We start from the raw sequence: 22,011 nt of genomic DNA, 5'->3' as shown, positions 1-22,011 counted from the left end.
CGTAAATGCTGGGCTTAGATCCGCTAACGCCGCCGCTGGAATCAAAATATCAATTAAATTTATAGGTATTTTCCCTAGTTTTCATGCATCGGGTAGCTTACTAAATTTACATACACGAATGAAAATCATTCGTATTTAAAAGGGATAAATCACATGCATAAATTAGCAAAATGTTCAGTTGTAGCAAGCATTCTTTTGGCGGCTCAGGCTCAAGCAATACCAACGTATGTTCAATCCAAGAGTGGAGAATTGATCAATCGCCCTGTTGCGAGGGATAAAACCATTGCAGCAGATCAAAATATGGAAATTGATCAATCCGTGGCGAACTCTAAGGATACCGCTGCAAAAATATTGGTTAGTTGGTCTGCTGGCTGTGATGTGCTGATGAATTCACCTGACTCACACATGATCAATGACCCAGTGGCGCGATGGTATTACGGGTGTAACTAATTTAAATTATTTGGGAGGCGTTGAGCGCCTCCTACTTCGTTTTTTAATAATTATTATGAATAATCAAGAAGCATGGCTCATGAATTTCAGCGAAAATAATGACGTTAACATTAAAAATGGAGTGGTATTGATCGACCAAGTGCCTGTAGGTCTTATTTTGCCATCCGCTATTTTCAGTGATGTAGCCAATGAAATTGGCATTGTTGGTAGGAATGGAGTCGTTCAGAATAAATAAGAAAGTCAGGAGATTTTTTATCAAAGTATGATTGATGCAGGTGCAATTTGTTTCGGAACACCAGAAGAAATTGTGAAAAGTCAACTCCTGTTAAAAGATCCAGTTACTAGCCGAACTGCCTCCTACTTTTTAGCATGTAGTGGAAGCTGCACCAAGTTGGTTGATTATTATAAAAATATCAGAGAATCAAAAGTGCTCATAGTTGGCTGCGGCGGTATTGGTTCTCTTGTTGCTATTAATCTATGTGGCGCTGGAATAAATGATATTCATCTTGTTGATCACGACAAGATAGAAAGCACAAATCTCAATCGCCAATTTTTTGGACGAGAAACGATATAGGTCGGTTTAAGTGCGATACATTAGAAGAGGTTATCGAAAGTCGATACTTCGGCATAAATATTAAAAAAACACTTTCTAAAATTACGCCAGAAACACTTCACAATTTTGGAAAAGACTACGATGCTGTTGTAGTTAGCGCTGATGAGCCATTGGGCATAACAAAATATATCCGTGATTACTTTGATTCACTGGTAATAAATACTGGGTATATTCATAGTGACGTTTACTATACACGATTAGGGAAATTCAATGGTGACACACCAACCTCAATATGGAAAAGAAATCCATGGTTTGTTGGGCCCAGTTTTGGACCAGTCAACACGGAAATAGCAGGTGTTGTCAGTTCATTAATAATTGGTCACATTTGCGGAATATTGGCCGAATCTGACCATATGGAAGAATATTGGAATTCGATGAGTTTTCCAAGACACTCTGGAGGAAAGGTTTTTAAAAATGGTTAATGATTGTATTTTTTGTCAAATTATAAATGGAAAATCCCCCGCTCATATATTGTGGGAAGATGAGAATCATATGGCATTTTTATCAATCTTCCCAAATACGCCAGGTTTTTCCGTGGTAGTCACAAAAGAGCACCTGCCAAGCTATGTAGTTGACTTAGATGATGTGCGCTTTGCCGATTTATTTTTAGCAGCAAGAAAAGTATGCAAAATGATTGACTTAGGCGTGGATGATGTAGCGCGAACTGGAATTATTGCGGAAGGATACGGAGTCGATCATGCGCATATAAAGTTATTCCCTATGCATCAAACACCCACAAGCTGGGCTCGAATAAAATCAAATAATAATAAAGTTTTCTCAAAATATGAGGGGTATATTTCTTCCCATGATGGGCCTCGGGCAAGTGATTTGGAGTTGCAATTGATGGCAAAAAAAATCAAGGGGATTTGAAATCTGGCGCCAATCGACCAAGGGAGCATCTTGATTTTTTACCTGAGTTTTCGTTGGGATCGTATCGTTTCGTTGGTTCTGATGAAGAGCGGTGGTGCGTCACTCCCTCCTAATGATTTAGGTTCAGTGGCTGCTCTTCGCTGCTCTTCGCTGCTCTTCGCTGCTCTTCGCTGCTCTTCGCTGCTCTTCGCTGCTCTTCGCTGCTCTTGGCCGATCTGGGACTGTCGCTGACGGCCCATTGCAGCCCGCGGCTGCTATGCAGTTCAACCTTCTATATCGGCTTTTTTGGGGTCTCATGTGTGATTCGGAGGCCTTCAATCTGACCCGTCATTAGTTTGATGTCCGTCAATGACGCTTGAGTTGGCGTGCCTAAAATCAACTGCGCAGGTGTTGATACATCCGCGCGAGCCTCATGCCTTGCAGTGAATGCGCTCAATCCTCGCTTGTTGGTTTACGCAACGCATGCGACTCAGGTCGCAAAAGGAGTACGCGCCATGCTCGCTATGAAACATGCCACAGGGTTCCTAGCAGTCATTGCTATGGTTACTGCGGTCACTCCAACCACTGCTCAGACTCTGGAAAAAGTTGCGCAGAGCAACAGGATCACCGTGTCCTACCGCGAATCATCGGTGCCCTTTAGCTATCTCATCGCTCCCTCCAAGGCAGTCGGATTTGCCGTAGACCTGACGGACGCCATCGTCGACAACTTGCGCAAGAAGTTGGACAGGCCGAATTTGGACGTCATATATATGCCAGTGACGGCCCAAAACCGGATACCGCTATTGATGAGCGGGGCCTACGATCTGGAGTGTGGTTCGACGACGAACACCTCTTCACGGGGCAAAGATGTGGCTTTTTCTGTCAGTTACTTCTATGCCGGTACCCGCCTGCTCGTCAAGAAGGCGTCTGGCATTCAGAATTACGCTGATCTGATGCATAAGACGGTAGCCAGCACAGGCGGCAGTACAAACGAAAAAGTATTGCGGGCCTATGGTCTCGAGAAGAATCTCGACCTCCAGTTCGTCCTGGGAAAGGATTATGAGGAAGGATTGCAACTGCTTGAGACAGACCAGGCGTCAGCCTTGGCGCTGGACGATATTCTGTTGTTTGGCTTGAAAGCCAACTCCAAGAATTCCAATATGCTTGAAGTGGTCGGTGAGACACTCCAGGTCGAGCCCTATGGCTGCATGATGCGCAAGGACGATCCAGAGTTCAAGAAGCTGGTTGATGGGGCCATAACCCGATTGATGGACTCGGGCGAGTTTGCAAAGCTCTATGTCAAGTGGTTTGAATCGCCGATTCCGCCCAAGGGTGTAAACCTGTCGATGCCCATGGCTGCACAACTCAAGACAAACCTAAAGCTGCACAGCGACAAGCCAGCGCAGTGATTGGCTGTCAAGCGTCCGTGACGGGGCTCTAAGGCTGTTGCCCCGCGCGTGGCGGTCGTTCAAGCCAGGCTTGCTGAAGGGGGTGCAGTCGATCAATCGACTGCGGAGTAAAGCTGTTGATGGCACTCACCAGTGCCGCTTATCTGCTTTGGGGTAATCGTTGCTGTCCTGACACCGTCTGCTAGCGTCGCAGATCTGCCTGAAAAAGCCTGCGACGCGAAGCTGGACGGTAGGCGACCGTCTCAGTGCAGTCTGGACCTGCCCTTCGTGGACCTGCCCTTTGTTTCCTCGCGCCAGACGACCGCTGATGGCCGATCAACGACATTCGAAGATCGGCCACAAGCTTGCCTCCCTGGTTTGCCCTAGCTTGGACCTGGCTATGCTTGAGCCCAAGGAGAAATGTACGAGCTTGATCCTCGGAGTTCATTGACCACTCAAGCGCTTGCCAAATGACACTGCATAGGCCTGGGAGCGAAAGCGGAGCACCGGATCATTGGTGGGCGCAATGCCGTCGGCCATCACCATCGGATCAAAGTTGATCGGCTCGCACAAGCCTCCTTTCTGAGTCGAAGCGCTCGTGATCGTCAAGGTGCCAGCCTTGAACTCAGGTCGCTGTGCGGGCCATGACTGCGTGGGGTCGTCCTGCGCATCACCTGGCTGTCCGACTGTCACCAGCATGTCCCAGCGAGCCGGTTTTTTCGATGTGCTGCTGATCAATACGGTTTCCAGAAAGTCCGACCCGGCTGTCTTCAGCGCCTCGTTGCTTAGCGGCTTCTCCCCTTCCTGCGGTACGAAGCGCCAGTGCACCAGAGTCACCTTGTCCTGCGCATTGATGAACTTGAAGGTGTGAATGCCAAAGAATGCGCTGCGGGTGTAGCTGTCGGGAGGGTTGTGGCTGGCCAGGTATTGAGCCTGAGCCAGACTGTCAGGATGGGAGGCCCTGAATGCTTTGAGCTTTTCCGGGTACGGTTTGCCGGTGGCTGGATCGGGGCGCTGAGCTTCGGTCAAGTCCAGAAATGTTCCGGGGTGGGCGGCGCCGAACATGGGTGTGTTCAACATGGACATCTGGTGCAACTGTCCCTTTGGGAGCTTGAATTGCAGGGCCATTCCACGCGCGCTTTGGGCAACATCTGGCACCTTGGGGTTTCCTCCTGCCAGCGAGAAGCGCGCAATCACCGGAACGGCTTGGCCGGAAAACAGTGTAGAGCGCGAGTATCTGGCGGCCTCGGCGGTAGCGGTGAACTCGCCCACTGCGCAGGTCCCCTTGATGTGATTGCGGCGCTCTCCCTGATGAATGCCAAAGGTCGCTTCCAGGGCCTGGACCACCCGCGGCGCCGTCACTTCCTGCTCGGCTGCCAGGGCAAAAAACGGCGGCACCACCATGACACAGCTCAGCGCGAGCTTCATTTTTCGGAGCTTCATTGTTTCTTCCTCTTGATGATCCAGGCTTGAGTTCTCAGGGCTTGGCGATGTGCCAGCTGTTGTTGAGCAATCCATCCCCCGTTCTGTCTCCGGGCTTGGCATCCTTGGCCCAGTAATAGAGAGGACGGCCCTTGTAGGCCCATTGCTGGTTACCGTTGTCGCGGACAACCAGGCTCCAGTCACCGGTAGCCGTCGCACCCGGGGCCACCGTCAGAGGTGGCCAGTTCGTGGCGCAGCCACCGTTGCATACGCTCTTGCCGGATCCGGCGGCGTCTTTGTCGAAGACATAAAGTGTCATCTGGTTGGGGCCCACGAGCACGCCATTCATGGCAGAAGCGGGCGCCTGTGCCTGGGCGGCAGTTGCCACGGCGCAGGCCGCCAGGAACACCGAGGTGAGGGTGGCGAAGAAAGCGAGACGGGTCATGGAGATCTCCTTGAGGTTGACCTGCTGTAAACAGTTCAAGGACGCTGTTTATTCCATTGGAATCTCTGGCCGTTCATCCTCCGAGACTGCCCAGGAAGAAATCGTCGTACTCCGCGCGAGGCGATCTGACCATTGGTGCCCGATATGGCTCGGCGCTTCAACTCCTTGAAGCATAGGCTTTGCCGGCATCAACGACCGGGAATGGTGCAGGCGTGAGCTTGAAGCCAGGTTCAAGGTCAAGCGCGGATTGCGCGAGAATGGTGGACATGAAGATCGGAGAACTCGCCCAGCGCACAGGTCTTGCCGCATCGCGCATTCGTTTTTACGAACGCATCGGCCTGCTGAGCGCTGCCCGGCGTCAGGCCAATGGCTATCGCAGCTATCCCGAACAGGCAGTGCTGGCGCTCAGGCTGATTGCCACGGCGCAGCGGGCCGGCTTCAGCCTGCAGGAGCTGCGCCAGTTGCTGCCCGAGGATCTGGAGCAGTGGCAGCATGACGAATTGTTGGCCACGCTGCATCGCAAGCTGCAGAGCATCGATCTGATGCTGGTACAGCTGACGCAAAATCGCGCCGAACTGGGCGAGCTGATTGCCCAGATCGAGGCCAGACCCGAAGACATGGACTGCGCCGGCAATGCACGGCGTGTGCTGTCGCAAATGCGCTTGTTGGGGCGGGAGGGGGACGGGGAGGCGGCGGGTCGACCCGCTCAGCCCAGCAACTGAGCCACCTGCTGGGCAGTGGCACGGGCCGACTGCGGGTTCTGCCCCGTCACCAGCCTGCCGTCCATCACGACCTTGGGCACAAAGGGCAGCCGGGCCTTCTCATATTGGGCACCGCGCTGGCGCATCAGCGCTTCGGCGTTGTACGGCACTTTGCCGGCCACGCCGGCCAGCCTTTCCTCCAGCCACGAAAAGCCTGTCAGTCTGCGTCGGGCGACCAGCAGCGAGCCGTCGGACAGGCGGGTTTCGAGCAGACCGCAATAGCCGTGGCAGACCGAGGCAACGACGCCGCCGCGCTCATGGATGTCGCGCGTGATGCGCTGCAGTCCCTGCGAGGATGGAAAGTCCCACATCACGGCATGGCCGCCCGTGAAATAAATGGCATCGAAGTCTTGCGCGTCCACGGCATCAGGGGCGTCCGTGTTGGAGAGCAGGGCCATGCGCGCTGCATCCGCCAGCCATGCCCTGGCCGTGGCATCCATGTTTGGCCATTTCAGCGAGCGCGGTTCCAGCGGCGAGCGACCACCCAGCGGGCTGACCAGGTGCTGCGCATAACCTCGCTGGGCAAAGACTTCCCAGGCATGGCTGAGCTCCGATAGCCACAGGCCGGTGGGTTCGGCAGGGTCATCGTAATGGGCGACGTTGCTGACTACGTGAAGAATGCGACGAGGCATGGGGTGTCTCCTGTTGCTCCCAACTTAAGCTTGAAGCGCAGTTCAATGTCAAGCATGCGATGTGCTTTAAATATTCCTGTTTTGATAGCTTTCATCGCTTGATGGTTAAGGGATTGAGCTGGTTTTATTGATATTTCCCGAGCCGCGCTGCCAGCCATCCCGCTTTGTGATGGGGGCGGGCCCCGGCCTGGCGGCTGAGGTTTGCTTTATGCGTTAAGTTTCAAGCTGCTGTCCCTGAGCGTGCACATGCTTGGCGGACCAGCGTTTCCCGGATTTGTCTTGAAAGGTGCCCATGGTGCACAAGCGTTCTCTCGTAAAAGCCCTGGCAGTTGCCGCCCTGGTACCTGCTGCATTGCTGGCCCAGGCCCAGGATCTGGCCGTGACCGTCGGCGTGACGGCTGGCCCCCACGCCCAGATTGCCGAAGTGGCCAAGCAGGTTGCAGCCAGGCAGGGCCTGAAGGTCAGACTGGTGGAATTTGGCGACTTCATCCAGCCCAATGCGGCGCTGTCCACCGGCGATCTCGACGCCAACATCTACCAGCACCAGCCCTTCCTCGATGCCCAGAACAAGGACCGTGGCTACAAGCTGGTGCCCGTGGCCAAGGCTGTGAACCAGCAAATGGGCGTGTATTCCAGAAAGGTCAGAAAGCTGGCCGATCTCAAGAGCGGCGCGCGCGTGGGCATTCCCAACGATCCCACCAACGGCTCGCGTGCTCTGATGGTGCTGGCCAAGCAGGGATTGATCACGCTCAAGGCCGATGCCGGTGCGCGTGCCTCGGTGCTGGACATCACGGCCAATCCCCGAAAGCTCAGGTTTGTCGAGCTCGAGGCTGCCCAGCTGGCCCGAGCCCTTGATGATCTGGACGCCGCGGCTGTCAACAGCAGCTATGCCGTGGCAGCCGGTCTGTCCCCTCAGGGCGATTCGCTGGCGCTGGAAGATGTGAACACGCCTTATGTGACCGTTCTCATCGTCACGCGTGCCGGCCATGAAAACAGCAAAGGCCTGCAGGCGTTTGTGAAGGCCTACCAGTCACCCGAGGTCAAGGCCTTTGTGGAAAAGACCTTCAAGGGTGCTTACACAACCGCATGGTGAACGCATGAATCAGCCCTGGAATCAACTGGATGAGGCGCTGTTCGAGCGCGCCAAGACCTTGCTGGACGAGGAATGGCTGAGCCGTGATGCCGATCTGGCGCCGCTGCTGCCTGTGGTGCTGGAGCGCGGTGTGGGCCAGGATTGGCACAAGGCCGGCACTTTTCGCCACCATCTGGCAGGCGTGGCGCGCTCTCTGGCGCTGTGGCAACAACCCAGGGAGGTGCGGCAGCTGGGTCTGCTGCACAGTGTCTACGGCAATGCCTTTGTCGATCTGGTCAAGTTCGATGCCGGAAACGAGCGCGAGCAGCTCAAGCGCCTGGTCGGTGAGCAGGCCGAGCATCTGGTCTATCTGTTCTGCACCATGAGCCGCACCCAGTTCGTGCAAAAACTGCTGGCTGGCGATATCGCGGCGGACGGCAGCATGCAGCTGGAGCGCAACGGCCCCGAGCCGCGCGAGACCATCAGACTCATCGCCTATGAAGTGGCTGTGTTCGCGATTGTCAGCATGGCCGACAGCATGGAGCAGTGGTTCAGCTGGCAGGAAGACATCTACTCGCGCTTCCCGTCCGTGGACCACAGTCGTCAGCAGGCCGTGCACTGGGCGGCGTCGTTGTGGCCCGGCCCCATGCGCCCGAGCAGCCGCATGCTCAGCCAGATCAGCGGCCTGGGCCAGGCGCTGCAGCATCCTGCGCTCAAGACCCAGCTGCCGCTGCCGCCCGTTTTTGCGAACTGCAGCCAGCTGCTGAGCGCTGGCAACGAGGCTGCGGCCGTAGCGCTGTACTGGTCGGTGATTCAGCTCGATCAGCCGCTGGTCGATCTGGATGCAGCCACCGCCACGCTGGAGCAGGCTGCCGCGCTCAATCCCTGGGTGGGCGAGCCGCGGATGGTGCTGGCCCAGCTATACCTGAGCGCGGGCCGCTGCGCCGAGGCCGCTCGGGCCGCCGAGAGTGCGTTGCAGTGCTTTTGCACCTGGGGCAATGCCTGGGACAAGCGCGTGCAGTGGGATGCCTGGATTGCCTGGACGCGTATCTTGCTGCAGTCGGCCCGGCAGGGCAATTGGCCTGGGCGGCTGGACAAGCTCAACAATGTGGCGCTGAAACAGATCTGACTTGATCTGAAATTGATAGCTGCCAGCGCTTGATGGATAAGCTCTGCAGGCTGTTTTGAGCATGAAAAAAGCCCCAAGGCCTTAGATCGTAAACACGTTCTTGCGCCTGGGGCTTTCAGTTGGCAAGCAGCCGTGCTTACTTGGTGCCGAAGATACGGTCGCCCGCATCACCCAGGCCGGGCAGGATGTAGCCATGGCTGTCCAGCTCGCGGTCCACGGCGGCGGTATAGATGTCCACATCGGGGTGGGCGGCCTGCATGGTCTTCACGCCTTCGGGGGCGGCCAGCAGGCACATGAACTTGATGGACTTGGGCGCGCTCTTGTCCTTGAGCTGCTGCACGGCCGCCACGGCCGAGTTGCCGGTGGCCAGCATGGGGTCGACCACGATCACGTCGCGCTCGCCCATGTTTTCGGGCATCTTGTAGTAGTACTCGACAGGCTTGAGGGTCTCGGGGTCGCGGAACAGGCCGATGTGACCGATGCGCGCGCCGGGCACCACGTTGAGCATGCCGTCCAGGAAGCCGTTGCCGGCACGCAGAATGGAAACCAGCGCCAGCTTCTTGCCGTCGATGACCTTGCCCATGGTCTTTTCCATGGGGGTTTCGATCTCGACATCCTGCAGTGGGAAGTCGCGTGTCAACTCATAGGCCATCAGCGTGGACAGCTCGCCCAGCATGCGGCGAAAGCTGTTGGTCGATGCTTCCTTGCGGCGCATCAGTGTCAGTTTGTGCTGGACCAGAGGGTGGTCGATCAAATGCAGAGTGCTCATGTTCTTGGTCTTTGTGGTGAAGGCAGGCAGGCCCGCTTGTGGCGGACTCGTGCTTGCAAAAAATGGGATCAGGCGGATGCGGGCCGGGCCGCAACGGACGCTATTTTCGCTGTCACGCGGACAGCAGGCTGGCAAAACGCTCTAAATCCACATTGCCGCCGCTGATCACAATGCCCACGCGCTTGCCCTTGAGCGGCAAACCGCCGTGGATGGCGGCTGCCAGAGACAGCGATCCCGTGGGCTCGACCACGATTTTCATGCGCTCGGCATAAAAGCGCATGGCCTGGACCAATTGCTCGTCGTTGACGGTAAGAACTTCGTTCACTCGCTGCTGGATGATGGCAAAGGTCAGATCGCCCGGCGCCTGGGTCTGGGCACCGTCGGCAATGGTGCGCGGCGTATCGATCTTGACGATATGGCCGGCGCGCAGCGACTGCTGCACATCGTTGCCCGCTTCGGGCTCGACGCCGATCACCTTGCATTGCGGAGCCAGGGCGTTGGCGGCCAGCAGACTGCCGGAGAGCAGACCGCCGCCGCCCAGGCAGACAAACAGATAGTCCAGATCCGGCACTTCCTCCAGCAATTCCTTGACCGCCGTGCCCTGACCGGCGATCACGTCGCGGTGGTTGTAAGGCGGGATCAGCGTCATGCCACGCTCGGTCGCCAGCTTGTGGGCGATGGCTTCGCGGTCTTCGGTGAAGCGGTTGTAGGTGACGACCTGGGCGCCATAGCCGCGCGTGGCTGCCATCTTGGAAGCCGGCGCATCCTCGGGCATGACGATCAGGGCCGGCATGTCCAGCAACTGGGCTGCCTGGGCAATGGCCTGGGCATGGTTGCCGGAGGAAAAGGCCAGGGCGCCGCCCTTGCGCTGCTCGGGCGTGAACTGCGCCAGAGCGTTGTAGGCGCCGCGAAACTTGAAAGCGCCTATGCGCTGCAGGTTCTCGCATTTGAAGAACAGGCGCGCGCCCAGCTGTTCGTCCATGGTGCGGCTGGTCAGCACCGGCGTGCGATGGGCTACGCCCTGCAGGCGCTGGGCAGCAGCCACGACATCGTCATAAGTGGGCAGGGGGGCGGTGTTTGTGCTCATGGCAGGACAGGCTGAGGTGGTGACTGAACCCATGATAACGGGGCCTGGTCCACTTCAACCCGAATTGCTGCGTTGCTGCTCACCATCACCTCGATGGCCTCCAGCGAGCCATCGAGAAGACTGAGGAATGTCAGCGCAAAAGGTATGAGGACCTTTTCTGTAGATGGATTATTGCTATCTAATCAGGAGCGGTTGCCTGATTTTGGCAGCGCGGGTGCAAACGCCTGCAGTGGCTCCAGCGGGGGGAAATCGCCGGCGCGCTTGGCCTGCATGGCACTCACGGCCTCCATAACATGGCGGTTGCTCCAGATGCCGCTCTGCACCCAGCCCATTTGCTGCAGCGAGTCGCTCACGCTGTGGTCGCGCGCGTAGTTGATCACCTGCTTGCTGCCCCAGATGGCCACGGGCGGCTTGGCCGCAATCTCGCGCGCGCAGGCGAGGGCTGCGGTGACGGCGGCTTCGGGCGTGTCGTAGACGGCATTGACCAAGCCGTGGCTGGCGGCCTCCTGGGCAGTCATGCGGCGGCCGGTGTAGGCCAGCTCCTTGACGATGCCCAGCGGCATCAGCTTGGGCAGGCGCTGCAGGCTGCCCAGGTCGGCCGTCATGCCGATATTGATCTCCTGGACGCAGAAAAAGGACTCGGCGCTGGCATAGCGTATGCAGGCAGTGGCCACCAGATCCAGCCCTCCACCCACACAGGCGCCCTGAATGGCGCAGATCACGGGCATGCGCAGGGCTTCGATCTTGTTGAAGGTGGACTGCAACTGGGCCAGGGTGTCGATGATGGCGGCGCGGCCCTCGGGTGTACGGTCATTGGGCGCAAAGGCGGGGTCGGCAAAGGTCTCTAGTGCCATGCCGGCGCAAAAATGCTTGCCCGTGCTGCTGATGACCAGCGCGCGCGACTGGCCGCTGCGCTGCAGCGTATCCAGCACCAGGTCCAGCTCCTGCCAGAACCTGGGATTCAGGGTGTTGAAGGCATCGGGGCGGTTGAGCACCAGATGGGCGATATGGTCGGCCAGGTCCAGGCGAAAGCTGCTCAGACCGGCGGTCAGCAAGGTGTCGTCAGAGGTATGAGGCATGCCGGCATGGTGTCTTGCGGCGCCGAGCGGGCCAGTCACAAGCGTGACTGACCCGGGCAAACCAGGGTGGCCGGCAAGCCCCTGCTGGTTCAGGCCGTCAGCGCCGGCGCCCTATCCGCGGCCTGGACCTTGAACACGGCCACCATGCCGGTGAGCCGCTGGGCCTGGTCGCTCAGAGAGACAGCGGCAGCCGTGGATTCCTCGACCAGGGCCGCATTCTGCTGCGTCATCTGATCCAGGTTTGTCACGGCCTGGTTGACCTGGCTGATACCGTCATGCTGCTCCATGGCCGAAGCGCTGATCTCGCCAATCATGTCCGAGACCTTGCCGACGCTGCTGACGATTTCTTCCATCACGCGGCCCGCCTGGGAGACCTGGTCTGCGCCTTCCTGGGCGGCATCCACGGACGTGGTGATGAGCGCCTTGATCTCCTTGGCGGCCTCGGCACTGCGGTGGGCCAGGGCGCGCACCTCGCCGGCGACCACGGCAAAGCCTCGGCCTTGCTCGCCGGCACGGGCGGCTTCGACAGCCGCATTCAGGGCCAGGATATTGGTCTGGAAGGCGATGGAGTCGATCACGCCGATGATGTCGGAGATGCGGTGTGCGCTGTCGCTGATGCGCCCCATGCTGCTGACCACGGACTGCACCACATGGCCGCCGCGCTGAGCCACCTGTGCGGCATTGCCTGCCAGGTGGTTGGCCTGGCGGGCGGTGTCCGAGGCCTGGGCGACGGTGGCGGTCAGCTGCTCCATGCTGGCCGCGGTTTCCTCTAGATTGGCGGCGGTCTGCTCGGTGCGTGCAGACAGGTCGTGGTTGCCGGTAGCGATTTCGGCCGAGGCGGTGCTGATGGAGTGCACGCTGGTGCGTACATCGGCCACCAGGCTGCGCAGCTGGGCCGCCATGGTCGAGACGGAGCTCAGCAGGCGGCCGAACTCGTCATGGCGGTCGTTGCCGGCAGTTACCGTGAGATCGCCCTGTGCAATGGCCTGGGTCAGCTCCACGGCTTCATTCAGAGGCTGGGTGATGGAGCGGGTGAGGGCCAGCGCCAGGCCCAGGGCGGCGGTCAGCACCAGGGCCTGCACCACCCAGGACAGCCAGATCGCTTTTTGCTGGTCTTGCTGCAGCTGAAGGCTGGCAGCGTCGCGCTGCTGCTCCTGCAGCTTCACAAAGTCCTGCAGCGAATCGACATAACGGCCGATGGCGCCCAGATACTGCAGGCGGATGAAGTCGCGCATGGCTTCGATATCGCCGCTCAGCTTGATCTCCCGCGCCTGCTTGTTCAGCGCCAGAACTTCGGCGCGCACGGCTGCGATCTTTTGCAGGGCAGCCTTGTCGGCATCGCTTTGAGCCAGTTTGATGACCTGTGCCTGCAGCGCCCCATTGACGGCCACGCCTTCGCTGACGCGCTCGTCCATGCGCTGGGTCAGCGCTTCGTCGGAGGTCATATTGCTGGTGAGCACGCGCTCGCCCGTGGTCTCGGTGGCACCTTTCCACTGAAGGGCGAGATTGATGCGATTGTCATAGTCGGTCAGGGTCTGCATGCCGGCCTGCAGGGCCTGGGTGGATGAGTGTTGGTTCCATAGCGAGACGGCCAGCATCATGGTCAGAAGCCCGCCCAAAGTGCACCACAGCTTGGTGGATACACGCCATTGATTGAATTGCATTGGCTGAAAATTTGCAAAAGCACTGCCCGACCGGAGCGAACTGGTGGTCTGCGGCAAGACCGGGCAGCGTGGTTAGCGTAGAGGAAAGAGGCGGCTGTGCCTGCAGGCAACAGCACATGTCCAAGAGACTGGCGGCAGGCACCAGGAGCCGGATTTATTATGTATCGACATAATGCGTGCCGCCTTGAGCGCTTTCTGTGCGGCGGCCACAAAAAAGGCCTGCGGAAGCAGGCCCTTGGAGCGAGAGAGTGGGCTGGAATCAGCGCTTCTTGTTGCCCAGAATGCCGCCCAGCACGCCACGCAGAATCTCCTTGCCCAGGCTGTTGCCCACGGTGCGTACCGTGGACTTGGCCATGGTCTGCACCAGACCGTCGTGCTGGCCGCCGCGCGGGCCGGTGCGGCCGAACAGCAGCTCCTTGAGTCCGTCCATCATGGAGTCCGTGGCGCTGCCTGGCGGGGGCGTTCCGGCCGCTGTGGCAGCGGCAGGGGCATCGCCGGGCTTGGCGGGCGTGGCGCTCGCAGTGCGGTCGCGCAATATCTCGAAGGCCGATTCACGGTCCACGGCTTTCTCATAGACGCCGGCGACCAGGGAACCGGCGATCAGCGCCCTGCGCTGTTCGGCCGTGATGGGGCCGAGCTGGCTGCCGGGCGGAATCACGAACACACGCTCGGTCACGCTGGGGCGGCCTTTTTCGTCGAGGAAGCTGATCAGGGCCTCCCCCACGGCCAGCTCGGTGATGGCGGCGGCAATGTCCAGGCCCGGGTTGGGGCGCATGGTGGAGGCGGCCGAGGCCACGGCTTTCTGGTCGCGCGGGGTGAAGGCGCGCAGGGCGTGCTGCACGCGGTTGCCCAGCTGGCCGAGCACGCTGTCGGGAACGTCCAGTGGGTTCTGGGTGACGAAGTACACGCCCACGCCCTTGGAGCGCACCAGGCGCACGACCAGCTCGATGCGCTCGATCAGCACCTTGGGCGCATCGTTGAACAGCAGGTGGGCCTCGTCAAAGAAAAACACCAGCTTGGGCTTCTCGGGGTCGCCGATTTCCGGCAGTTGCTCGAACAGCTCGGACAGAAGCCAGAGCAAAAAGGTCGAGTACAGGCGCGGCGCATTCATCAGCTTGTCGGCTGCCAGCACGTTGATCACGCCCATGCCGTTGGCATCGGTCTGCATCAGATCGTTGATGTCGAGCATGGGCTCGCCAAAGAACTTGTCGCCGCCTTGGCCTTCAATGGTCAGCAGGCCGCGCTGTATGGCTCCCACGCTGGCCGAGCTGATGTTGCCGTACTGGGTGGTGAACTGCTTGGCGTTGTCGCCCACAAAGTTCAGCATGGCACGCAGATCCTTGAGATCCAGCAGCAGCATGCCGTTGTCGTCCGCAATCTTGAACACCAGATTGAGCACGCCCATCTGGGTCTCGTTCAGATTCAGCATGCGGCCGATGAGCAGCGGGCCCATGTCCGAGATGGTGGCGCGCACCGGGTGGCCCTGCTCGCCGAACACATCCCATAGCGTGGCTGGGCAGGCCAGGGGTTGGGGCAGAGCCAGGCCGCGATCCTTGAGCGAGGCCGCCAGCTTGCCTTCGATCTTGCCGGCCTGGCTGATGCCGCTCAGGTCTCCTTTGACGTCGGCCATGAAAACCGGCACGCCGATCTGCGAGAAACTTTCGGCCAGTTTCTGCAGTGTGACAGTCTTGCCGGTGCCGGTGGCACCTGTGATCAGGCCATGCCGATTGGCCAGTCCGGGCAGCAGGGCACATTCTGTGGCAGAGTGCTGGGCAATCAAAAGGGGTGAAGCCATTTCGGGTTTCCTCTGGGGGGGCATGCAGTCAAAAGTAAAATCGCTCCCGCTAGGTTAAATCAAATATCAAAGGATTCCCTGTGGCAGGACACAGCAAATGGGCCAACATCCAGCACCGCAAGGGTCGCCAGGATGAAAAACGTGGCCGCATCTGGACGCGCATCATTCGTGAAATCATGGTTGCCGCTCGCCAAGGCGGTGGCGATCTGAGTGCCAACCCGCGTCTGCGCCTGGCGGTGGACAAGGCCAAGGCCGCCAATATGCCGGCCGACAATATCAAGCGCAATATCGATAAGGCCACGGGCAACCTCGACGGCATGACCTACGAGGAAATCCGTTACGAAGGCTATGGCATCGGCGGCGCCGCCATCATTGTGGACACAATGACGGACAATCGCGTACGTACGGTGGCCGATGTTCGCCATGCATTCAGCAAGTACGGTGGCAATATGGGCACCGAAGGCTCGGTGGCCTTCCAGTTCAAGCATGTGGGTCAGATCATGTTCGCCCCCGGCACGGACGAAGAAAAAGTCATGGAGATCGCGTTGGAGGCCGGTGCCGATGATGTGATCACCGATGACGAAGGTGGCATCGAGGTGCTGACTGCCCCCGGCGACTTTGAGGCCGTGCGTGACGCACTTCAGGCCGCCGGCTTTACCGCCGACATGGCCGAGGTGACCATGCGCCCCGAAAATACAATCGCTCTCGAAGGCGATGATGCAGCTCGTATGCAGAAGCTGCTGGACATGATTGAAGACTTGGATGACGTTCAGGACGTCTACCACAACGCAGAACTATGAAAATTCTTGTGATTGGCGGCGGTGGCCGTGAGCACGCTCTGGCGTGGAAGTTGGCCGAATCGCCCAAGGCGACCAAGGTCTATGTGGCTCCCGGTAACGGTGGCACTGCCCTGGCTGGCGGCAAGCTGGAGAACCTCAACATCACCGATGTGAAGGCTCTGCGCGAATGGGCCCAGGCCGAAAAAATTGCCGTGACCGTGGTGGGGCCCGAGGCTCCGCTGGCGGCCGGTGTGGTCGATGAGTTCCGTGCTCACGGACTCAAGGTCTTCGGCCCTACCAAGACTGCAGCCCAGCTGGAGTCTTCCAAGGCCTTTTCCAAGGACTTCATGGCGCGCCACAGCATCCCCACGGCGCAATATGAAACCTTCACCGACGCGGTCGCGGCCCACGCCTATGTGGATCGTCTGGGCGCTCCCATCGTCATCAAGGCCGACGGCCTGGCTGCCGGCAAGGGAGTGGTGGTGGCCATGTCGCTGCAGGAAGCCCATGATGCCGTGGACTTCATGCTGGTGGACAACAAGTACGGTGTTCAGCACAACGAAGGCGGTGCACGCGTCGTGATCGAGGAGTTCCTCGAAGGCGAGGAAGCCAGCTTCATCGTGCTGTGCGACGGCAAGAACGTGCTGGCGCTGGCGACCAGCCAGGATCACAAGCGCCTCAAGGATGGCGACCAGGGCCCCAATACCGGCGGCATGGGCGCTTATTCGCCTGCGCCCGTGGTGACGGCCGATGTGCATGCCCGCGCCATGCGCGAGATCATCCTGCCCACCATCCGCGGCATGGAAAAAGACGGCGTGCCCTATACCGGCTTCCTGTACGCAGGTCTGATGATCGACAAGGTCGGCCATCTCAAGACGCTGGAATTCAACTGCCGCATGGGCGATCCGGAAACCCAGCCCATCATGATGCGTCTCAAGAGCGATCTGGTGGACGTGATGCTGGCAGCCTGCGAAGGCAAGCTGGATCAGCTGGAGTTGCAGTGGGACCGCCGTACCGCATTGGGCGTGGTCATGGCTGCTGCCGGCTATCCTGAAAACCCGCGCAAAGGCGATGCCATCACCGGTCTGCCCGCCGCAGCCGACGATGCCATGGTCTTCCATGCCGGTACCCAGCTGGGCGATGACGGCCAGCCAGTGACCAGCGGTGGTCGCGTGCTGTGCGTGACCGTGCTGGCCGACAGCGTCAAGCAGGCGCAGCAGAAGGTGTACGACGTGGCACGTGGCATCCATTTCGATGGGGCCCAGTATCGCCGCGACATTGGCTTCCGTGCCGTCAAGAAGGCCGACTGATGAACCAGACATCCTCATCTTCTGTGGCTGATCAGCTGCCTGCGGCCGAGGTGCGTGAGTACCTGGTGGGTCTGCAGACCCGCATCACCGAGGCGCTGGAAGCGATCGAAGGCGAGGGTGGTGCGCGTTTTCTGGCAGACGCCTGGCACAAGGATCCGGGCGAAAAGCTGCAAGGCAACGGCGTCACCAGGATCATGGAGGGCGGGCGCGTGTTCGAGCGCGCAGGCTGCGGTTTCTCGCATGTGCGCGGGCCGCAACTGCCGCCTTCGGCCACACAGCACCGGCCCGAGCTGGCGGGTGCGCCGTTTGAGGCCATGGGCGTGTCGCTGGTATTTCACCCGCGCAATCCCCTGGTGCCCACGGTGCACATGAATGTGCGCATGATCTCGGCCGGGCATGAGGGGCAGTCCAAGACCTGCTGGTTTGGTGGTGGCATGGATTTGACGCCGGTCTACGGCTTTGAAGAAGATGCCGTGCATTTCCATCAGGTCTGCCACGATGCGCTGGCGCCATTTGGCGAGCAGCTCTACCCGCGTTTCAAGCAATGGTGCGACGAGTACTTCTTTCTCAAGCATCGCAACGAGCAGCGCGGCATTGGCGGCATCTTCTTCGATGATTTCAGCGAACTGGGTCAGCAGCAGAGCTTTGCCATGCTGCGCTCGGTTGGCGATGCCTTTCTGAAGGCCTATCTGCCCATCGTGGAGCGCCGCCGGAATGCGGAGTACACACCGCAGCAGGTGGATTTCCAGCGCTACCGCCGTGGCCGCTATGTGGAATTCAACCTGGTCTGGGACCGCGGCACGCATTTCGGCCTGCAGTCTGGCGGCCGCACGGAGTCCATCCTGCTGTCCATGCCTCCTCATGCGGACTGGAGCTATCAGCGCGAGGATGCCCCCGGCACTCCCGAGCGCGATTTGCTGGATAAATTCCTGATTCGCCGCGACTGGCTGTAATCAGTCTGTTTCCTTGCCGGCAGCGCATAAAGCCCTGTCAGCAGGGAAATTTTTAGAAAACTATAATTTCCATAGCTGGATGCGCGCTATCGACTGGCGCGTCAACCTTTTTCAAGGCGTGAAGAGCGCAGGTCTTAGGGGCCTGTACGCAGACACTAACCCAACCCTGATACGGGTGTGGCGCAGCACACGCTATATTGATCCCATCATTTACTGATTCCATCGCCTGATGACCACCTCCACCAAATCGGATTCCGCAGCCAAGCGCGACGTCACCAAACTCCAGCGAGCCATTGTTGACGGCCTCGAAGACGTCAAGGCCCACGACATCCAGGTGTTCAACACCGAAGCACTGTCCCCGCTGTTCGAGCGCGTGATCGTGGCCTCGGGTACTTCCAACCGCCAGACCAAGGCACTTGCCTCCAGCGTGCGCGAAGCCGTCAAGGAAGCAGGGTTTCCCGTGCCCCGTCAGGAAGGTGAGCAAAACGGCGAATGGATCATCGTGGACTGCGGCTCGGTGGTCTGCCACATCATGCAGCCGGCCATCCGCCAGTACTACCGCCTGGAAGAAATCTGGGGCGAGACACCGGTGCGCATGAAGATCGGTGCCGCCAAGCCCAAGCCCGCCGAAGTGGCCGCCAAGAAGCTGGCTGCCAAGCTGGCGGTGGAAAAGGCTGCTGCGGAAAACACCGTGGTCGCGAAAAAGCCTGCCGCCAAGAAGGCTGCGGCCAAGAAGCCCGCCACCAAGACGGCTGCCAGTGCCAAGCCTGCAGCCAAGAAGCCTGCTGCCAAGTCCGCCGCCGCCAAGACGGTCAAGACCGTGGTCGTCAAGCCCAGCACGCCCCGTACTGCCAAGCCGGTTGCGGCCAAACCCGCAGCCAAGCGTGCTCCCCGCGCCAAGGCCTAAATGAAGCTGACCATCGTGGCTGTAGGCCTGCATGTGCCCGACTGGGCGCAGACGGCCTACGACGATTACGCCAAGCGCTTTCCGCCCGAACTCAAGGTCGAACTCAAGGCTGTCAAGACCGAGCCGCGCGGCTCCAAGACGCTGGAGACCCTGTATGCGGCAGAGCGCAAGCGTATCGAAGCCGCCATCCCCAGAGGCACCCGCATCGTGGTGCTCGACGAGCGAGGCACCAATCTGACCACCAAGGCGCTGGCCCAGCGTCTCAAGGGCTGGCAGCTCGAGAGCGATGATGTGGCTCTGGTCATCGGCGGCCCCGACGGGCTGGACCCTGAGTTCAAGGCCTCGGCACACGAGCGCATCCGTCTCTCCGACCTGACCCTGCCGCATGCCATGGTGCGCGTGTTGCTGATCGAGCAGCTCTACCGCGCCTGGTCGGTCAATGCCGGTCACCCCTACCACCGCGAATAAGCGCTTGTGACCGGACTCTGCGTGCAATTTCGCGCAGTGCGTGATACTATGATTTTGATAGCCTTTTGCGCTTTATATATGGGCGCTAGAGGCCATTTTTAATCAAAATCATGGCGCCATTTCTCTATCTTGCATCCCAAAGTCCCCGCCGTCGTCAGCTGCTCGAGCAGCTGGGCGTGGCGCATGAATTGCTGCTGCCCAATGCAGCCGGTGATATCGCCGAGGATGCCGAGGCCATAGAGGCCGAGCTGGCCGGGGAAGACCCCCATGACTATGTGCAGCGCGTGACGGCCGGCAAGCTCGATGCAGCCGTGGCTCGCCATGCGCGGCGCGGTCTGCCGGCAGCGCCCATTCTGTGCTCCGACACCACCGTGGCACTGGGCAAGCAGATTCTCGGAAAGCCCGCCGATGCCGAAGATGCGCGACGCATCCTGCGTCTGCTCTCCGGGGCCGAACATGAGGTGCTGACGGCCGTGGCGCTGCAAAGCGGTGCCATGCGTCTGCAGGCCCTGTCGGTATCGACCGTGCGCTTTGCGCCCATGACCGAGGCCCAGATCGATGCCTATGTGCTCACGGGCGAGCCCATGGGCAAGGCCGGTGCCTATGGCATACAGGGCAGGGCGGCCGCACATATTGCAGAGATCCGTGGTAGCTATTCGTCCATCATGGGCCTGCCCGTTTACGAAACTGCCGAGCTTTTGCGCCAGCTGGGCTGGCCGCTCTGAACCTTTGGCGCAATCGACACTCTGTTCTTGAGGCTTCCCCCGAGGGAAGTTCTGCATGGCAGCTGTCTTGCGCCAGCCATGCGTGCGTCGCACACTGGGCGCAGCAAAAGCCAGGACATATAAAGAAAGAACGACAGTCAATGCAGCAAGATATTCTGATCAACTGGTCGCCGCAGGAAACGCGGGTGGCGATTGTCGAGAATGGTGCCGTGCAGGAGCTGCACATGGAGCGCCCGCTGGAGCGGGGGCTCGTCGGCAACATCTATCTGGGCAAGGTCTCGCGCGTGCTGCCCGGCATGCAGTCCGCCTTCATCGATATCGGCCTGGAGCGTGCGGCCTTTTTGCATGTGGCCGATGTCTGGCAGCGTCAGGAAAACGGCGAAGCCCCGATGTTCGCGCGCAAGGACCAGCCGATGACACCCATCGAAAAGCAGGTGTTCGAGGGGCAGTCCATCATGGTGCAGGTCATCAAGGACCCCATAGGTACCAAGGGTGCGCGCCTGTCGACACAGATCAGCATTGCGGGGCGTCTGCTGGTGTTTCTGCCGCAGGACGACCATATCGGCATCTCCCAGAAAATTCCCCAGAACGAGCGCGACGCCTTGCGGGCCCGTCTGCAGGAGCTGGTCGGCACCAAGGACGGTGGCGGGGGCGGCGGCTTCATTCTGCGCACCAATGGCGAGGAATCCAGCGATGCCGAGCTGGCCGATGACATCCGTTATCTGCGCAAGACCTGGGCGCGCATCAAGGATGCGGCGCAGAAGCTGCCCGTCATGTCGGTGCTGCATCAGGACCTGAACCTGCTGCAGCGAGTGCTGCGGGACCTGGTCGGCGAGAACACCCAGAGCATTCGCATCGATTCGCGCGAGCAGTTTGCGCTGCTCAAGAGCTTTGGCCAGGAATACATGCCGGCGGCAGTACCCAAGCTGGCGCTGTACAAGGGCGAGCGGCCGATTTTCGACCTCTACAACATCGACGAGGAAATCGCGCGTGCACTGGGGAGGCGTGTGGATCTGAAGTCGGGTGGCTATCTGATCGTCGATCAGACCGAGGCCCTGACCACCATCGATGTGAACACGGGCGGCTATGTCGGTGCGCGCAATTTTGACGACACCATCTTCAAGACCAACCTGGAAGCAGCGCACGCCATTGCGCGGCAGTTGCGGCTGCGCAATCTGGGCGGCATCGTCATCGTGGACTTTATCGACATGGTGCGCGAGGAGCATCAGGGCGAGGTGCTCTCCGAATTCCGCCGCCAGCTGGCGCGCGACCGCGTCAAGACCATGGCTGGCGGCTTCTCGCAGCTGGGCCTGGTGGAGATGACGCGCAAGCGTACGCGCGAGTCGCTGGCCCATATGCTGTGCGAGCCCTGTGCGGCCTGCTCCGGCAAGGGCAACGTCAAGACCGCGCGCAGCATCTGCTACGAGGTCCTGCGTGAAATCCTGCGCGAAGCGCGCCAGTTCAATCCGCATGAGTTCCGCGTCGTGGCATCCCCCAAGGTGGTGGAGATGTTCCTCGACGAGGAAAGCCAGCATCTGGCCAGCCTTTCCGACTTCATCGGCAAGCCGATCTCCCTGCAGGCCGAGACTGCGATGGCGCAGGAGCAATATGACATTGTTCTGCTTTAAGTGAGCATGCATTCGGTGTCATTTGATTTGGAAATCATTTTCCAAATTCAGACAATGCTCAAGGGAATTTGTTGCCCAACTTCTCC

23 protein-coding genes are annotated in these 22,011 nt (G+C 59.5%); 15 read left to right on the top strand and 8 right to left on the bottom strand.

Going from position 1 to position 22,011, the window contains the following annotated elements; genetic code table 11:
- Positions 1 to 153 precede the first annotated feature (153 nt).
- From NOX35_RS16335 to NOX35_RS16315, 5 genes are all read left to right on the top strand, one after another.
- Positions 154 to 450, top strand: a complete 297-nt coding sequence (locus NOX35_RS16335) for a hypothetical protein (RefSeq protein WP_256494019.1) — start codon at positions 154 to 156, stop codon at positions 448 to 450.
- A 79-nt stretch (positions 451 to 529) separates the two neighbouring features.
- On the top strand, positions 530 to 685 hold the full coding sequence (locus NOX35_RS16330; RefSeq protein ID WP_256494017.1) for a hypothetical protein: 156 nt from the start codon (positions 530 to 532) through the stop codon (positions 683 to 685).
- 27 nt (positions 686 to 712) lie between these two features.
- The gene (locus NOX35_RS16325) at positions 713 to 1,024 is read left to right on the top strand and encodes a ThiF family adenylyltransferase (RefSeq protein ID WP_256494015.1); all 312 of its coding nucleotides are present in this window, start codon (positions 713 to 715) and stop codon (positions 1,022 to 1,024) included.
- Positions 1,025 to 1,477: 453 nt separating this feature from the next.
- Entirely contained in the window at positions 1,478 to 1,933 is a 456-nt protein-coding gene (locus NOX35_RS16320; RefSeq protein WP_256494014.1) for an HIT family protein, read from the top strand.
- Positions 1,934 to 2,436: 503 nt separating this feature from the next.
- Positions 2,437 to 3,321 carry an amino acid ABC transporter substrate-binding protein gene (locus tag NOX35_RS16315; RefSeq protein ID WP_371878550.1) on the top strand — a complete coding sequence of 295 codons (885 nt, stop codon included), beginning with the start codon at positions 2,437 to 2,439 and terminating at the stop codon, positions 3,319 to 3,321.
- Positions 3,322 to 3,744: 423 nt separating this feature from the next.
- Here NOX35_RS16315 and NOX35_RS16310 read toward each other — a convergent pair whose 3' ends face one another.
- The gene (locus NOX35_RS16310; RefSeq protein ID WP_256494013.1) at positions 3,745 to 4,845 is read right to left on the bottom strand and encodes a catalase family peroxidase; all 1,101 of its coding nucleotides are present in this window, start codon (positions 4,843 to 4,845) and stop codon (positions 3,745 to 3,747) included.
- Entirely contained in the window at positions 4,778 to 5,167 is a 390-nt protein-coding gene (locus NOX35_RS16305) for a hypothetical protein (RefSeq protein WP_256494012.1), read from the bottom strand. Before NOX35_RS16305 ends, NOX35_RS16310 begins: the two co-directional genes overlap by 68 nt.
- A 266-nt stretch (positions 5,168 to 5,433) precedes the next feature.
- Here NOX35_RS16305 and NOX35_RS16300 point away from each other — a divergent pair, with 266 nt between their 5' ends.
- Positions 5,434 to 5,889: a MerR family transcriptional regulator gene (locus NOX35_RS16300; RefSeq protein WP_256494011.1), complete on the top strand. Its 456-nt coding sequence runs from the start codon at positions 5,434 to 5,436 to the stop codon at positions 5,887 to 5,889.
- On the opposite strand, the gene NOX35_RS16295 is transcribed toward NOX35_RS16300, so the two are convergent.
- Complete coding sequence (locus NOX35_RS16295) at positions 5,874 to 6,560, bottom strand: type 1 glutamine amidotransferase domain-containing protein (protein ID WP_256494010.1); 687 nt, start codon at positions 6,558 to 6,560, stop codon at positions 5,874 to 5,876. The two genes, NOX35_RS16300 and NOX35_RS16295, sit on opposite strands and share 16 nt — an antisense overlap.
- Positions 6,561 to 6,852: 292 nt before the next feature.
- Between NOX35_RS16295 and NOX35_RS16290 the strand changes: the two genes are divergently transcribed.
- Together NOX35_RS16290 and NOX35_RS16285 are read left to right on the top strand one after the other, a co-directional pair.
- Positions 6,853 to 7,653 carry a MetQ/NlpA family ABC transporter substrate-binding protein gene (locus NOX35_RS16290; RefSeq protein ID WP_003075612.1) on the top strand — a complete coding sequence of 267 codons (801 nt, stop codon included), beginning with the start codon at positions 6,853 to 6,855 and terminating at the stop codon, positions 7,651 to 7,653.
- 4 nt (positions 7,654 to 7,657) lie between these two features.
- On the top strand, positions 7,658 to 8,761 hold the full coding sequence (locus NOX35_RS16285; protein ID WP_256494009.1) for a DUF6817 domain-containing protein: 1,104 nt from the start codon (positions 7,658 to 7,660) through the stop codon (positions 8,759 to 8,761).
- A gap of 136 nt (positions 8,762 to 8,897) precedes the next feature.
- Here the strand turns inward: NOX35_RS16285 and upp are convergent, their stop codons facing one another.
- From upp to NOX35_RS16260, 5 genes are all read right to left on the bottom strand, one after another.
- On the bottom strand, positions 8,898 to 9,530 hold the full coding sequence (gene upp / locus NOX35_RS16280; protein ID WP_003062768.1) for a uracil phosphoribosyltransferase: 633 nt from the start codon (positions 9,528 to 9,530) through the stop codon (positions 8,898 to 8,900).
- A 112-nt stretch (positions 9,531 to 9,642) separates the two neighbouring features.
- Positions 9,643 to 10,617 (bottom strand): threo-3-hydroxy-L-aspartate ammonia-lyase, encoded by a 975-nt coding sequence (locus NOX35_RS16275; RefSeq protein ID WP_182283257.1) that lies wholly within the window; start codon positions 10,615 to 10,617, stop codon positions 9,643 to 9,645.
- Positions 10,618 to 10,799: 182 nt separating this feature from the next.
- Positions 10,800 to 11,696 carry an enoyl-CoA hydratase-related protein gene (locus NOX35_RS16270; protein ID WP_182283256.1) on the bottom strand — a complete coding sequence of 299 codons (897 nt, stop codon included), beginning with the start codon at positions 11,694 to 11,696 and terminating at the stop codon, positions 10,800 to 10,802.
- Positions 11,697 to 11,785: 89 nt separating this feature from the next.
- A complete protein-coding gene (locus NOX35_RS16265; RefSeq protein ID WP_256494003.1) occupies positions 11,786 to 13,360 on the bottom strand; it encodes a methyl-accepting chemotaxis protein in 1,575 nt (524 codons plus the stop codon).
- 259 nt (positions 13,361 to 13,619) lie between these two features.
- Entirely contained in the window at positions 13,620 to 15,155 is a 1,536-nt protein-coding gene (locus tag NOX35_RS16260) for a helicase HerA-like C-terminal domain-containing protein (protein ID WP_256494002.1), read from the bottom strand.
- A gap of 80 nt (positions 15,156 to 15,235) precedes the next feature.
- Between NOX35_RS16260 and NOX35_RS16255 the strand changes: the two genes are divergently transcribed.
- The 7 genes from NOX35_RS16255 to rng all read left to right on the top strand — a co-directional run bounded on the left by NOX35_RS16255 (position 15,236) and on the right by rng (position 21,925).
- The gene (locus NOX35_RS16255) at positions 15,236 to 15,955 is read left to right on the top strand and encodes a YebC/PmpR family DNA-binding transcriptional regulator (RefSeq protein ID WP_256494001.1); all 720 of its coding nucleotides are present in this window, start codon (positions 15,236 to 15,238) and stop codon (positions 15,953 to 15,955) included.
- Positions 15,952 to 17,244, top strand: coding sequence for a phosphoribosylamine--glycine ligase (purD, locus tag NOX35_RS16250; RefSeq protein ID WP_256494000.1), 1,293 nt, complete (start codon positions 15,952 to 15,954; stop codon positions 17,242 to 17,244). The genes NOX35_RS16255 and purD overlap by 4 nt, the downstream gene beginning before the upstream one ends.
- Positions 17,244 to 18,197, top strand: a complete 954-nt coding sequence (hemF, locus tag NOX35_RS16245) for an oxygen-dependent coproporphyrinogen oxidase (protein WP_256493999.1) — start codon at positions 17,244 to 17,246, stop codon at positions 18,195 to 18,197. The genes purD and hemF overlap by 1 nt, the downstream gene beginning before the upstream one ends.
- A gap of 229 nt (positions 18,198 to 18,426) precedes the next feature.
- A complete protein-coding gene (rsfS, locus tag NOX35_RS16240; RefSeq protein ID WP_256493997.1) occupies positions 18,427 to 19,104 on the top strand; it encodes a ribosome silencing factor in 678 nt (225 codons plus the stop codon).
- Positions 19,105 to 19,572, top strand: a complete 468-nt coding sequence (gene rlmH / locus NOX35_RS16235) for a 23S rRNA (pseudouridine(1915)-N(3))-methyltransferase RlmH (protein ID WP_003075623.1) — start codon at positions 19,105 to 19,107, stop codon at positions 19,570 to 19,572. It abuts the gene before it with no gap.
- Between the two features lie 110 nt (positions 19,573 to 19,682).
- Entirely contained in the window at positions 19,683 to 20,297 is a 615-nt protein-coding gene (locus tag NOX35_RS16230; RefSeq protein ID WP_182283250.1) for a nucleoside triphosphate pyrophosphatase, read from the top strand.
- A 140-nt stretch (positions 20,298 to 20,437) separates the two neighbouring features.
- Positions 20,438 to 21,925, top strand: coding sequence for a ribonuclease G (gene rng / locus NOX35_RS16225; protein WP_182283249.1), 1,488 nt, complete (start codon positions 20,438 to 20,440; stop codon positions 21,923 to 21,925).
- The last annotated feature ends 86 nt before the right edge of the window (positions 21,926 to 22,011 follow it).

The sequence above is a fragment of the Comamonas sp. C11 genome, from assembly GCF_024496285.1.
GTDB lineage: Bacteria > Pseudomonadota > Gammaproteobacteria > Burkholderiales > Burkholderiaceae_C > Comamonas > Comamonas testosteroni_F.
The sequence above is the reverse complement of the archived record's forward strand: the minus strand, read 5'-3'. Positions and strand labels throughout refer to the sequence as shown.